General features: G+C 36.5%; 13 protein-coding genes and 5 tRNA genes. 1 reads left to right on the top strand and 17 read right to left on the bottom strand.

The window, feature by feature from the left end; translation table 11 throughout:
• Positions 1 to 42: 42 nt before the first annotated feature.
• The 3 genes from UFO1_RS08350 to UFO1_RS24380 form a co-directional block, all read right to left on the bottom strand.
• The gene (locus tag UFO1_RS08350) at positions 43 to 1,377 is read right to left on the bottom strand and encodes a DNA recombination protein RmuC (protein ID WP_038675020.1); all 1,335 of its coding nucleotides are present in this window, start codon (positions 1,375 to 1,377) and stop codon (positions 43 to 45) included.
• A gap of 328 nt (positions 1,378 to 1,705) precedes the next feature.
• On the bottom strand, positions 1,706 to 4,630 hold the full coding sequence (locus tag UFO1_RS08345; protein WP_038669998.1) for an insulinase family protein: 2,925 nt from the start codon (positions 4,628 to 4,630) through the stop codon (positions 1,706 to 1,708).
• A gap of 405 nt (positions 4,631 to 5,035) precedes the next feature.
• Positions 5,036 to 5,296 (bottom strand): metal-dependent hydrolase, encoded by a 261-nt coding sequence (locus UFO1_RS24380; protein WP_236639417.1) that lies wholly within the window; start codon positions 5,294 to 5,296, stop codon positions 5,036 to 5,038.
• On the opposite strand from UFO1_RS24380, the gene UFO1_RS25695 reads away from it, so the two are divergent.
• A complete protein-coding gene (locus UFO1_RS25695; RefSeq protein ID WP_236639455.1) occupies positions 5,201 to 5,419 on the top strand; it encodes a hypothetical protein in 219 nt (72 codons plus the stop codon). The two genes, UFO1_RS24380 and UFO1_RS25695, sit on opposite strands and share 96 nt — an antisense overlap.
• 120 nt (positions 5,420 to 5,539) lie before the next feature.
• Here UFO1_RS25695 and UFO1_RS08335 read toward each other — a convergent pair whose 3' ends face one another.
• From UFO1_RS08335 to UFO1_RS08275, 14 genes are all read right to left on the bottom strand, one after another.
• Positions 5,540 to 5,974, bottom strand: coding sequence for a PaaI family thioesterase (locus UFO1_RS08335; RefSeq protein ID WP_038669996.1), 435 nt, complete (start codon positions 5,972 to 5,974; stop codon positions 5,540 to 5,542).
• Between the two features lie 39 nt (positions 5,975 to 6,013).
• Positions 6,014 to 6,967 carry an ABC transporter ATP-binding protein gene (locus tag UFO1_RS08330; protein ID WP_071841995.1) on the bottom strand — a complete coding sequence of 318 codons (954 nt, stop codon included), beginning with the start codon at positions 6,965 to 6,967 and terminating at the stop codon, positions 6,014 to 6,016.
• Positions 6,968 to 6,972: 5 nt separating this feature from the next.
• Positions 6,973 to 7,866, bottom strand: coding sequence for a glycine betaine ABC transporter substrate-binding protein (locus tag UFO1_RS25690; protein ID WP_038669995.1), 894 nt, complete (start codon positions 7,864 to 7,866; stop codon positions 6,973 to 6,975).
• Positions 7,867 to 7,878: 12 nt separating this feature from the next.
• Positions 7,879 to 8,520 (bottom strand): ABC transporter permease, encoded by a 642-nt coding sequence (locus tag UFO1_RS25685; RefSeq protein WP_038669994.1) that lies wholly within the window; start codon positions 8,518 to 8,520, stop codon positions 7,879 to 7,881.
• Positions 8,521 to 8,683: 163 nt separating this feature from the next.
• Complete coding sequence (locus tag UFO1_RS26190; RefSeq protein ID WP_084159797.1) at positions 8,684 to 8,914, bottom strand: hypothetical protein; 231 nt, start codon at positions 8,912 to 8,914, stop codon at positions 8,684 to 8,686.
• An 86-nt stretch (positions 8,915 to 9,000) separates the two neighbouring features.
• Complete coding sequence (locus UFO1_RS08315) at positions 9,001 to 10,299, bottom strand: hemolysin family protein (RefSeq protein ID WP_071841994.1); 1,299 nt, start codon at positions 10,297 to 10,299, stop codon at positions 9,001 to 9,003.
• Positions 10,300 to 10,457: 158 nt separating this feature from the next.
• The gene (locus UFO1_RS08310; protein WP_038669993.1) at positions 10,458 to 11,939 is read right to left on the bottom strand and encodes an L-fucose/L-arabinose isomerase family protein; all 1,482 of its coding nucleotides are present in this window, start codon (positions 11,937 to 11,939) and stop codon (positions 10,458 to 10,460) included.
• Between the two features lie 235 nt (positions 11,940 to 12,174).
• Positions 12,175 to 12,263 (bottom strand) — tRNA-Leu (locus UFO1_RS08305).
• A 44-nt stretch (positions 12,264 to 12,307) separates the two neighbouring features.
• Positions 12,308 to 12,381, bottom strand: a tRNA-Cys gene (locus tag UFO1_RS08300).
• A 6-nt stretch (positions 12,382 to 12,387) separates the two neighbouring features.
• Positions 12,388 to 12,462: transfer RNA gene (locus UFO1_RS08295), tRNA-Gly, on the bottom strand.
• 3 nt (positions 12,463 to 12,465) lie between these two features.
• A tRNA-Phe gene (locus UFO1_RS08290) sits at positions 12,466 to 12,541 on the bottom strand.
• A 12-nt stretch (positions 12,542 to 12,553) separates the two neighbouring features.
• Positions 12,554 to 12,629 (bottom strand) — tRNA-Asp (locus UFO1_RS08285).
• A gap of 166 nt (positions 12,630 to 12,795) precedes the next feature.
• On the bottom strand, positions 12,796 to 13,158 hold the full coding sequence (locus UFO1_RS08280; RefSeq protein ID WP_038669992.1) for a response regulator: 363 nt from the start codon (positions 13,156 to 13,158) through the stop codon (positions 12,796 to 12,798).
• A gap of 60 nt (positions 13,159 to 13,218) precedes the next feature.
• Positions 13,219 to 13,881, bottom strand: coding sequence for a hypothetical protein (locus UFO1_RS08275; RefSeq protein ID WP_038669991.1), 663 nt, complete (start codon positions 13,879 to 13,881; stop codon positions 13,219 to 13,221).
• Positions 13,882 to 13,980: the final 99 nt, after the last annotated feature.

Below are 13,980 nucleotides of genomic sequence, written 5' to 3'. Positions count from 1 at the left end.
CCACTGCTGAATTTTGGGCGCTTACATACAGGTTGCGAATTTTTATTCCTCTTCTACTGTTGCTGCTATTTCTGCACTACTTGCTACATCTAATAAATTAAAGGCTTCTTCTTGCGGTAACTCTTGTACATTCTTAAGCTTTCTCTCAATATTACGAGACTTCCGAGCAGCTATATCAATAGAGTTACTAGCTTCTTGCAGCTTCTTATGCGTCTTATCCAACAAGTCACCGAATTTACCAAACTCTGTCTTCACTACTCCGAGTAACGACCATACCTCAGAACTACGTTTTTCAACAGCTAAGGTTCTAAAACCCATCTGCAAACTATTCAATAGTGCTGACAGTGTAGTAGGACCAGCAATAAGGATTTTGTAATTCCTCATTATGTTATCACACAATCCTGGACGGCGTAATACTTCTGCATACAGTCCTTCAATTGGTAAAAATAAAATAGCAAATTCCGTGGTATGAGGTACACTGATGTATTTAGTAGCGATATCTTTTGCTTCTCCCTTAATTCTAGTTTCTAACGCCTTTGCTGCCTCTTCTGCTAAAGGAGCATCGGCTTGGTCTTGGGCTTCTAACAAACGTTGGTAATCCTCTTGTGGAAATTTTGCATCAATCGGTAACCATACGATACTCTCTTCTGTATCCCGACCAGGAAGTTTTATTGCAAACTCTACTCGATCATTACTCCCAGGCTTCGTAGCAACATTTTTTGCATATTGCTCAATTGTTAGAATTTGTTCGAGTAAATTCTCAAGCTGAATCTCACCCCATATACCTCTGGTTTTTACATTTGATAATACCCGTTTTAAATCCCCTACACCAGAAGCAAGTGTCTGCATTTCCCCTAGGCCCCTATGCACCATTTCCAGTCTTTCACTAACGAGTTTAAAGCTTTCTCCTAGCCTTTTTTCTAACGTTTGATTCAACTTTTCGTCTACCGTTTTTCTCATTTCTTCAAGTTTATTTCCATTATCCTCACGAAGCATATGTAATTGTTTTTCTACTGTTTCACGCATCCGTTCTAGTTTTTGTTCATTCATTTGGGTTAGCCCCTGCAATTGTTGCGCGAAAGTTTCTAATTGAGCAAGCTGCGCTGCTGTATTTTCATTCATTCTTTTTAGAACAGACTCGGTAAATTTGGTTAATGTATTGCCTACTTCTTCTCGTAAGGCTCTGGCACTAAATCCATTCTCGCCACGATTCTTCGCCATCTCATCATTAACGGTACGTTCTACTCTTTCGATGGCTTTTTCTATGGCTGCAAAATTCACTAAAAAGTCTTTCTGCTGATTCTTCCCGATACGCATCATGATCATAATAATAAGAAAAATCATAATTCCGTTGAGCCCAAGCAGTATATAAATCATCTTCTCCAACAAAATTAGTCCTCCAAATATACTATTTTATTTTTTTAATAATATTTCATATAATTTTAATTTTTGGCAAAAATATTGAAAGATCCTGTTTTCTACATGTACATTCTAATCCGACAGTGGCTAGGAGGTGATATTATGGAAAAACGTCAAAATCAGGGCTGTAAAGAAAACAACAAAGAAAAATCAAAAAAAGCTTCTGCTGAATTTGCCAAAGAAATTTGCCCTAAAAACAAAAACGAGAAGAAGTAAAATTAAGAGGGTGGTTTATAACCACCCTCTTAATTTTTTCCCCATTTAAGGAAATAGCAGCTTCTTTAGGTCATTTTAGAATGTTGGTTATATGCTGAAAAGTATTACTATTTTCTTTTATTTTTTGCTCATTTCCTAATACACAAAGATGATTTTCCTTCATAGCATCATCCATTAAAGCAGCCAATTTACAAATATCTTCCTGCTTTGTAGACAAAATTTCATCCCGCTCTTTTTGGATCATGTCTTGGGAAATCTTGCGAATATAATGATTTGTCGCGCGTTCCCCTCTTTGGGACGAAGTCAAAGGTGTATCCAATTGACTCATGGTACCAATCACATATTTGGTCATTTCTCGTTGATCTGCAGAGAAGCTCTTAAGGTATGTTGCTGTCTCATTATAGACCGCCAAAGTTTCTTTTAGATTAGGATCTCGATAAGAACCGAGTACCATATTTCCATTACGCTCAAATCTCGCAAAGCCACCATAGGCTCCCCCTTGAACCCGGACCCGAGTCCATAAATAATCATAACGCAGAATGGTTTCTAGTACTTTTAAGCTTCCATGATAAGAGTACCCTAGTTTACGGAAGTTAGCCCCTTTTACAACATATTGCACCTTTCCAGATGTCATCAATCCTTCATTTTGCTGCTTAGTTTCAAAACTATATTGGACAGGTTTTTCAGTTGTCGATGGGAGACAAGAATAAAAGCTTTTAAAAGCATCTTGGAAGTTAGGATAGTTTTCTTCCTCTACTGTTACACTTACCAGCAAACTTTCCTTATTAAAAATCAAGTTAGCTACTTTCATAAGGTTTCCATAGATTTCTTCAGATCGATCCGTAAATTCTTTTTCTAAACTAGCCATGAACTCATAAAACGTTAACATTCCCACTTCATTATATTTTGCAATGGGTGAGAAATAGGAAAGTACTCGATTCGTGGCAAGTTGCTGACCACGACGGAATAAGTTCATATCCCAATTTGATTTAATCTCTTGAATCAGTTCCTTCATACGTTTATCGTTCTCAAAACGGCTATGGGCAATTATTTGTTCAATCAAGTTTACAAGTTGAGGTAACTTTTCTACCAGAGATTTTCCTTTGACTAAAAATTTAGGTACGTACTTAGAATCATTTGCATCTTCCGTATATACTGCCACATCAAAAACGATGCCACCTGTATTACTATCAATCTCGTTTGACAACTCTGTGTAATCATACTTTTCTGTAGAAATTTTTGCCAGCACTTCTGCTAAGAAATATACATACGGCAAACATTCTTGCGGTACACGACGTGTATCAAAGTACATATTCACGTAAGCAATACCATTCGTTTGAAGAGGGTGAAGTAAAATAGGTACCCCTAGCTCTTCTTTTTCAATGAGTACTAATTTTTCTGCCTTTTTTTCGATATCTTGTAGTGTTAGTAATGGGATGGTAGCTAGTGCTTCTGGCGAATCTGGGGCTTGTTGCAGTTCTTTTAATCTAAGTGTTTGTTCTACCAGTTTATCTATTTCTTCTGCTGATAAAGACGCTTTATATGCGGCTAACTGTTTACGCACCTCTTCATCTTTTTCCTCTGATAATCCAGGTTTCGGTTTTAATACCACTACAGATTGATGGGTATTATTCATTAAATATTTTTCAATCATTTGCTCAAAATAATTGGTTTTTAAAGCTGATTTTATTTTTTCCAAGTCTTGCTTGTATCCTAATAACAGGAAAGGACTTGCATCGTATAACCAACTGTCCATGCATTTTATATTGTAGACCAGTCCTTTTGGACGGGAACCATAATTCGCTTCACGTAAGGTAAATTCGAAAATATTGATACATGCCTCAATCAGCTTCTTATCAATTCCCTCAGTTACTAACCGTTTTAATTCATCATCTACAACTTTAATGAATTTCTCTTTTTCCTGCTCATTTGTGCCAGTCACAACAATGCCAAATGTAGGCTGCAAAATACTTTTGACAAAATTCCCTACTACATCTTTCCCTAATCCTGCCTCGATTAACGCATTTCTCAGGGGAGCTGCTGGAGTTTCTAAAAGCAAGTACTCTAATACTTGAAAGGCCAAGCTTATTTCAGAATTCGTTGCTTTCCCTAAGACAAAGTTCCTACTAATAAATGTTTTATCTTCTGTAGTTTCACTAGGGGCAATAGAATACTCAAAAGTTTTTTCTACCCTTTGAGGGAAAGCACTCTGCATTGCAATCTCAGAATTGATTTGGATCTTTTCAAAGTTTTGCAAATAGGCTTCATCAATAAATTTAAGATTATCAAGAATGTCCATATCACCATATAAAAAGATATAGCCATTAGATGGATGATAATACTTTTTGTGAAAATCAATGAATTTTTCTTGTGTTAGTTCAGGAATGAACTCAGGATCACCACCAGATTCTACTCCATAGGCTGTATCAGGAAACAAGGATTCAAAATTTTTCTTTTCTAAAATGGCATCAGGCGAGGAAAAAACACCTTTCATCTCGTTATAGACAACGCCCTTATAAGTCACTTCACCATCTTTATCCTCTAGTTCATAATGCCACCCTTCCTGCATTAAAGTTTCTGGAGTTTTGTATATATTTGGATAAAACACGGCATCCATATATACATCCATTAAATTGCGAAAATCCTTGGCATTACGGCTAGCAACAGGATACATGGTCTTATCAGGAAAAGTCATCGCATTTAGATACGTATTTAATGAACCTTTTATTAATTCAACAAATGGTTCCTTTAAGGGAAATTTACGAGATCCACACAATACAGAATGTTCTATTATATGAGCAACCCCAGTACTATCTTCTGGCGGGGTGCGAAACGTAATAGAAAATACCTTATTATCATCATCATTTTGCAAGTATAATAACCGCGCGCCACTTTTTTCGTGATAAAATGTCCTGGCTAGCGAATTTATATCATCAAGCTTCTTTTCTTCTTCTAAACGAAAGCCGTTATACAGATTTCCTTTTATCAAATCCATGCCATTACCTCTTTTCAAAAATTTCATTCCTATAGATATTCGTTATAACCGGAAAAACGTCCTGCAATATGCATATTTTTAGCAAGTATCGATAGAAACACCACGACAATACTATATGCGATATTGATTAAAAGATTGACGCTAACAGTGTAAAATGAGAAAATAATAGATGCACGTATTCATAATTCCTATATTAGTACGGAAAGGATGTTTATATTGGAAACATTAATTTATTACTCTTCCATGTTAGGTGGACTATTATTATCTCTAACCCTGCTTTGGGTCGGAATGTATAACTATCAGCAGCACCAAACTAGAAAGGCAATTTTATTTTCCCTTTCTGGACTAGCTATTGCAATTATTCTTATTTATAGTATCCTATTTCCTCAATAAAAATTTATGAATTTACCAACCTTTAATTCTAAACATTTTTGAACTATATGCAGATTGCAACCGATCTCCGAACAGATGAGAAACTCCCCCTAAGAAAACATAAGGCGCCGCGCCTTGAATCAATAAAAAAGGAAGAGACAGTACAATACACCCTACTAGTGTGTGACAAAAACCTCGATGACTCATAAATTTCACAAAGATATTCAACCTACCCACCATCGACCTGCGGTGATCAATATCCGGCAACAAGCTACCAATCATGATAAAAAGAATATCCGTTGGCTGATTGGCGAATTCCATGCTAAAAAAAAGACCAATAATAATATGTATCGCCCAATTGAAAATAATCACCTATTTCATTGTGTAGTACGACTTATGCAGTATCGTTTAGCGTAGCGAAAACATTACGAACATTAGTTTGCCTTTTTATACTAAAGCAAACAAACGTTCTTGTAAAGAGAATTTCAGACATTTTAACAAATAAACGCCTATCACTAAAGATAGGCGTCTTTTTTTCTATTCTTTTTCTTCTTCAAACATACCTGTAACGAAAAAAGTAGCTCGCGCTTTTACAAGTAACTGCTTTTCCCTATCAAAAATTTCGCCTTCTGCTACCATTGTACTTTTCCCATTATGCACGACTTTTCCATAAGCCTTAATTTCAGATTGAGGTATTGCACCTTTTATAAAATTCATATTCAGATCCAGAGTAACTACTTTTTTTCCCGTTGTAGCACATGCAACGCCCATTACAGTATCGGCTAGTGAAGCCAAGGCTCCCCCATGGGCAATATTGTATAAGTTAGTATGCTTACCTGCAATAACTGGCATACCAAGCTCTGCTTGCCCCTCTTTTAATGTATCTATCTGAATATCCAATAAATTAATATATGGATTTTGATCATAAATCGTAACCAAATTCTTTTTCAGCCATTCTATATTTTTTTCCATAATTAGCACTCCTAACATTATTATCTTAATTGCATCTTATCAGCATCTACTCTTACTGCATTGCTTTAGAAAATTAAAACCAAACTCACCGATCACCTTATTCTCTTCATCTCGAACTGCGATTTTGTTTACGCCTTGATTAAAAATAATTTTTATTCCCTCAGTAAGGGTATCATCAGCAAAAGCATAGGGCATTTCTTCATAATCCTTTGCCTCCTCCCTAGATAAAGGATTAAATACTTCTTTTATCTTGGTAGTATTAAGGTAAGCTACAAAATTTCGGTTTCCAAAGAAATTCCTAACAAAATCGTTTTTCGGGGAGAAAATTAATTCCTTTTTTGTACCAATCTGCTCAATCTCCCCCTCATTTAGCAAGACAATACGATTGCCAAGTTTAATAGCTTCTTCAATATCATGGGTTACAAACACGATCGTTTTACCAAGTTTCCTATGTATATTTTGTATCTCGTCTTGCAAGGACCTTCGTGTAAGTTCGTCCACCGCACCAAAAGGCTCATCCATTAAGATGATTTCTGGATCAGCGGCCAAGGCACGTGCTACGCCAACCCTTTGCTTCTGCCCCCCACTTAATTGCCACGGATATTTCTGTAAATAACTCTTATCAAGGCCTACAAGGTTAATTAGTACTTCCACCCTTTGCCTTGCATTTACTTTATCAACTTGCTTTAGTTTTAACACGTAGCTAATATTATCGGCAATCGTAAAATGAGGAAATAAGCCTACATTTTGAATTACATAGCCAATATTTCTTCTCATTTCAATTAAGTCTTGCGCAGAAAGATCTTGATTATTAATCCAGACCTTTCCACTATCAGGCTTAATCAATCCATTAATTAGTTTTAATATCGTTGTTTTACCGCAACCTGATGACCCAATCAATGTAATAAATTCACCTTTGTTTATAGAAATAGTAAGATTTTTTAGTACTGTTTTTTCACCATATGATTTCACTATATTTTCAAATCGTATCATAATACTTATTTTAATCCCTTTTTAATTAAGAATGCTTTTGCTACTTCTTTTGGATCCTTCTTATCCTTTTCCACAGCATAATTCATTTCTATCATTTCTTCTTCACTAATTTGCCCATCTAACTTTCCTAATATTTTCTCTAATTCAGGATACTTCTTCAATGTATCATTTCTCACAACAGTTGCTGCAAAATAAGAAGGAAAAAAGTTTTTGTCATCCTTTAACACTTTTAAATCGTATTTCTTTAACAATCCATCTGTGGAGAAGGCATTTATTACATCAACTTGTCCAGAATCGATTGCCTCATATTTTAGACCAATATCGATTTCTTTCTTATCTTTAAAGTGATAGTTGTATGTTTTTTCAAGCCCCTTAAACCCATCTTCCCGCTCATAAAAATCAGCTTCTGCACAAAAAGCTAGATTTTCGCTGACTTTTGCAAGGTCGGAATAAGTAACTAAATTATACTTATCAGCAACCGATTTTTTTACCGCTAAGGCATAGGTATCATTAAAACCATATAAACCAAGCCATTTGATATTATATTGCTCAATATATTTACTTTTTAATTCCTCATATAGCTTACTTGAATCACTTTCAGGTTTCTCCTTCAACACATATAACCAGCCTGTTCCTGTATATTCTGGATATATATCAATTTCACCCTTTAGAATAGCAGGCTGTATGTTAGCTGTCCCGCCACCAATCCCCAGCTTTTGCACAACCTTAATATCAGAATCTCCTTCAATTAATTGGGTAATTAGTTCCGCTAAAACATATTGTTCCGTATGAGGCTTAGATGCAACTACCACCGACTTTTGACTAGAACTAGGACTACAACCCGCAGCGATAAAAACAAGAATCACGGTAATCATCACTACTACCAATCTGTTTTTCACTATAATCCCCTCCTATTTCTGACGCCCTAATATTTTAAGATGCAATCTTTTTTCTGCTAACTCCAGTACAAAGTCGGAAAGTAAAGCCAATAGAGCAACTAGCAAACTTCCTGCTATCGTCATTTCAGGATTATTGGTAGTTATGCCTCGCCAGATAGCAACTCCAAGCCCACCAGCTCCTATAAAGGAAGCAATTCCCCCGAGAGCAATCGTCATTACAACCATGGTTCTAAATCCTGCCATAATGACAGGCAATGCAAGAGGAATTTGTACATGAAACAACAATTGAGCTTCTGTACTTCCCATTCCAACAGCAGATTCTACGATCTCCTTATCAACTTCAGTTATCCCTACATATGTATTCCTTATAATTGGCAATAATCCATATACTACAAGAGCAATAATTGCACTTTTATTTCCGATGCCTGTAATGGATACTAAAAAACCAAATAAGGCGATAGAGGGTATCGTATATAAAAAATTCGTAACTCCTATTACAATGCGTGCTACAGATTTGTTTCTTGTTATCACAACACCGACGACAACCCCGATGATTGTAATAAATCCTATGGAGATCATAGATAGTATAATATGCTGCACGATTAGCTCGCTGAAGAAGTCTGCTCGATCTTTTAATAAAGAAAACAAACTCATTTTCCCACCTGACTTCCATCAAGTTTTATCTGCTACAAGTATAACATTAACTTATTACATATTAAAGAAAGTATGACAAATAATACCCTTAAAACCTTTGTATGTAAAGTAGTAATAGAAAAAAGACCTTACAATCTGTAAGGTCTTTTCATTACCCATTCCTTTATTTAACTGCTTGGATTTGTGCAACTATTTCTTTATATTCAGGGAATTTAGCGTACATTGGAGCTACAGCTTGGCGGAAAGGCTCTTTATCAGGCTTAGAAATTACTACGCCTTTTTCCTCCAATTCTTTAAGCGATGTAGCAGTAAAATCAGCCCATAATTTTTTTTCATATGCAACTGATTCAGCGGCAGCATCAGAAATAAGTTTCTGATCCTCTGGACTGCTAATATTACGGAATTTTTAGAATTTTATTTTAATATTCTAAGTGGTTATAGGAAAACCCCTCGCACTGTCTGCGAGGGGTGAAATATTCTCTATTCCTTTTTCCTAACGAGCACTCGATTGACGCGCATATTATCAGCTTCTGTAATAATGAACTCATACCCTTCGTAGGTAATCTTGCGATTAACCTCTAATGGCAATTCTGTTCTAGCACAAATCCAACCGCCAAGAGTATCCACATCATCCGATTGAAGTTTTAAATCAAAAAAGTCATTAAATTCTTCAATTAATATCTTTCCATCTACAATATGAGCATTGGAATCCTGCATCTCAATTAAAGGACGCTCGTCATCAAACTCATCTTGCATTTCACCTACGATCTCTTCAAGAATATCCTTTACTGTGACAAGTCCAGCTGTGCCACCATACTCATCTACCGCAATCGCGATTTGCGATTTATTCTTTTGCATAAGTTTCAAAACAGCACTAATTTGCATATTTTCGGGTACGGCTAGTATTTCTCTCGTAATATCCTGCAATGCAGGTGCCTCCCCTAATGCAATGGGTGTAAGCAAGTCTTTAATATGAACAAAACCAATGATATCATCTTTATTGGAATCACATACTGGATAACGCGTTTTTTCCTCACGTAATGCAATATCTAGGTTTTCCTCATTAGTTTTTTTTATGTCTAAGCATATCATATCTGTACGGGGAATCATTATTTCGTGGGCATGTTTCTCCGCAAAATCAAATATATTGTCCATTAACGTTAATTCTGTTTGATTAATAAAGCCTTGTTTATGGCTCTCTTCCATAAGGATGCGTATCTCTTGCTCTGTATGAGCAGATTCACTATCCGTTGCATGTTCAAGTCCTAAAGATTTTAGAAACTTATTTGCCGTTCCATTCATAAACCAAATAAATGGGTACATAATTTTGTAAAAACCAATTAAGGGTGGTGCTGTCCACATGGTAATTTGCTCTGCTTTTTGAATTGCCAATGATTTTGGTGCTAGTTCCCCTAAAATAATATGAAGGGAAGTAATCACAGAAAAGGCGATGGTAAAGGAAATTGTCTCAATTGTTTGCTCAGAAAAACCGAATACGGAGAGAATCGGCGTAAGCATCTTAGCTACCGCTGGTTCTCCAACCCAACCCAATCCAAGAGAAGCAAGAGTGATACCAAACTGACAAGCTGATAAATAGGCATCTAAGTTTTTTGTTAACCGTTGTGCAAATTTTGCTTTCAGATTGCCTTCCGAAACTAACGTTTCGATTCGACTACTCCTAACCTTAACCATAGCAAACTCAGCTGCTACAAAGAATCCATTCAATATAACTAACAATAAAACTAAAAAAATATTAAACAAGATCGACGCAGGGTCCAATAAAAGTCCCTATTATCCCTAATCCTCTGGGAAAATAGGACACCTCCTCTATTTTTATATATTGTAATATTATACCACACTTTCTCTATTATTAAAAATACCGGAAAGAAACTCTATTCCTAAGAGGAATAGAGTTTCTTTATGATTTGATTAAATTCTCATTTAAAAGGATTTTCGTTTTTGTAAAGCATAGATGCAGGCTGATTAAAGGCTACATCTGACACGCCAAACATTTTCATCGCAGCATATAATACTTTGCCAGCATGCATAAAACCAACACCACCATGATGAGGGTATCGCTTTCCAATTAGTACATGCCTATAAAACCTTGCCATCTCCTTAATTGCAAAAATTCCTGTTCCGCCAAAAGTATTTGGATCCACATCAATTATTTCACCCTCGGCGACATAACTTCGTAAGGTACAATCTGCTGTACCCTGGACTCTAAAGAAGGTAATATCACCAGGTCTTATCGTCCCTTCTAACGTTCCCCTTGATATATCCGGTTCCTTATCAGGTTCAAGAAGTCTTTTCATAATCAATTGGTATTTCATAGCAGCATTTTTCATGCAACTCTTTGGAGTATTGCCACAGTGAAAGCCCATAAACAAATCACTAAGCTGATATCCGTCGAATTTCTCCTTATTATTATGAAACATATCCTTCGGCACTGAATTATTTATATCAAGTAGCGTGGCAGGCAAATTCGTCGCACAGGTTATGATGTATTCACTCAATGCACCGTATATATCCGTCTCACAGGCTACAGGAATACCTTTTGCAGCCATTCTTGAGTTTACAAAACAGGGTACAAACTTAAATTGGGTTTGGAAAGCAGGCCAACACTTATTGGCAAAAACACCATATGTTGAAATTCCTATATTATTCTTCAGCCAATCAAGCAGCGTCAACTCATATTGGGCTAGTTTCGGAAGAATACCTGGATACCCGTTTCCCTCTCCCAACTCCTGTTCCATTTCCTTGACAACTTGCGGAATTCTCGGATCATTTTCATGTTCATTAAATGAAGCATACAAATCAAGTTCAGAATTTTCCATGATTTCTACACCAAGGTCAAATAGAGGTTTTATCGGTGCATTGCATGCTAGGAAATCGTGAGGTCTAGGTCCAAAACTAAAAATTTTCAAGTTGGAAACCCCAAGCACTACTCGTGCAATATTTTCAAAATCAGAAATAAAGCCGGCAATTTCATCCGGTGTACCCACAGGATATTCTGGTATATAGGGGTTCAGTTTTCTTAACGCTAAATTATAGGATGCATTAAGCATTCCGCAATATGCGTCGCCACGGCCGTTTATAAGATTGGATTCTGTTTCCTCTGCAGCTGCAACAAACATAGTTGGTCCAGCAAATTTTTGGGCTAGAATTGTTTCCGGCCCTTCAGGACCAAAATTTCCAAGGTATACTACCAATGCATTTACACCTGCATTTTTAAGTTCCTCTAATGCCTCTACTACATCTCTTTCATTTTCCACTGCGGTTTTTACCTCAAAAATGGCAATCTTTTTATTGTTACATTCCTGCACAACTGCATTTCGTCTTTCTTCACTAAGCTGAGCGGGAAAACAATCTCTGCTTACTGCTACAATCCCAAGTTTAACTTTTGGAATATTTATCATTTTCGAATCCTCCTCTATTTGAATATTATACCAGCCCAAATTTCCTTCACTACTTTTTCCTACAACTCTCCTATTCGTATTAAAGTTGCCTACTTCCTCCTGAAAAGGGTTTCACTTTTATGTGAAAATTTATAAAATTATGTCATTTTTATCTATTGTTTTTCTAAAGATGTCTTATTACCTTAAATTTTCATAGCAAAAAAGCTTCGCATCGCTGCGAAGCTTTGAATTCTCGTGGTGCCGAGGACCGGAATCGAACCGGTACGGAGATCTCTCTCCGACGGATTTTAAGTCCGTTGCGTCTGCCAGTTCCGCCACCCCGGCATATTACTATGCCAAACTGTTAAAGGCAGTGTATGAAACTAATTTGGAGGCGGCACCCAGATTTGAACTGGGGATAAAGGTTTTGCAGACCTCTGCCTTACCACTTGGCTATGCCGCCTTTAAATGGAGCGGAAAAGGAGATTCGAACTCCCGACCCTCGCCTTGGCAAGGCGATGCTCTACCGCTGAGCTATTTCCGCAAATGGTGCCTCAAGACAGAATCGAACTGTCGACACGAGGATTTTCAGTCCTCTGCTCTACCGACTGAGCTATCGAGGCATTAAGATTAAATGGCGACCCAGATCGGATTTGAACCGACGACCTCCGCCGTGACAGGGCGGCATTCTAACCGCTAAACTACTGGGCCACTTCATTGGTCACAAAAACCATTATATAATCTTTCTTTCGACTTGTCAACTAGTTTTTTTAGCATTTTCTTTCGAAGCACTTTTTTCCAGTTACAAGCCTCGGCCACAGATACTATTATAGCATGTGGAGTTTTATTGTCAAGTACTTTCGTAAATAAACTTTACCTATTCCTCTAATACCTTTTTAATGGTTTCAATTACTTGTATATTATCAAAAGGTTTCACAATAAAATCTGACGCACCCGCCTTAAGAGCATCTGTAATAATTGCTCGCTGCCCAAGAGCAGTAACCATAATAATTCTGACCAAAGGATCTTCTTCATGGATATGTGTTACTGCTTGTATCCCATCCATTTTAGGCATTGTAATATCCATCGTTATCAAATCAGGTTTATGTTGCCGATAAAGTTGGACGGCTTCCATTCCGTCTCCTGCTTCACCTACCACCTCATGACCATTATCCACCAGCACTCTCTTTAACATCATCCTCATAAAAGCAGAGTCATCACAGACTAATATTCTTGCCATTCGAATTGAACCTCCTACAATTAACAATCTTGATACTTAAATTCTTCATACTTTACATAATCAATCTATTTGTGCCCTTAAACTTTCTAAGACACTCGTAAGGTTGCTTGCAAGAGCTTCTTGTAAGTCATCTAAGTTATTGGCATCAAAAACAGCAGCCATAGTCGGAGTACGCCTAATACGTGTTTCTCCAAAAAACTCATCCCTAAAGATATTATAATAAATCGCTAAATTACTTTCTGTTTTAAAATCACTGTAATCTAAGATTATATAAGAACCATTGATAATTTTTATAGGTTCATCCGGCCTTATGAACAATTCAAACCCAAAGAGATTTTGTTGCAGTTCTTTATTATATGGCCACTCAATGACTTTTTTGTCAAGAAGAATGCTATCTAAATTTTCTCTAGTAAAAGAAGCTAGGCTAGTTAAAACAGCTCTCAATCTTTCAACTAATAAGCTTTCCAGCCGCTCAATATCTCCAACAATAAAATTAACGTCATAATATTCCATCAAGCCAATCACTGTGCGAGCAAAATATTCTTTAGTTGCATGATCATACAATACTGAGAAACTTCTATGCCTTTCTTCATTTTTGTAAGTAAATATACAGTATTGTGTATCCCGCTTCTCTAATTCTAGTGTTAAAGTGAACCCGACAAATTCTTTTGGAAGTTTACCAAGCATGTTCCATGCTTGTACTTGCTCTATTATTTTTTCCATACAAAACGATACCTTTCTAATTGGAGTACTATTACGTATTCTGTATTTCCATCTAAAAACCTGCTACTTTATCACCAAATATAATAAAAATGAATATCA

The sequence above is a fragment of the Pelosinus sp. UFO1 genome, assembly GCF_000725345.1.
Classification (GTDB): Bacteria; Bacillota; Negativicutes; order DSM-13327; family DSM-13327; genus Pelosinus.
This window is presented reverse-complemented; position numbering and strand designations above follow the sequence as displayed.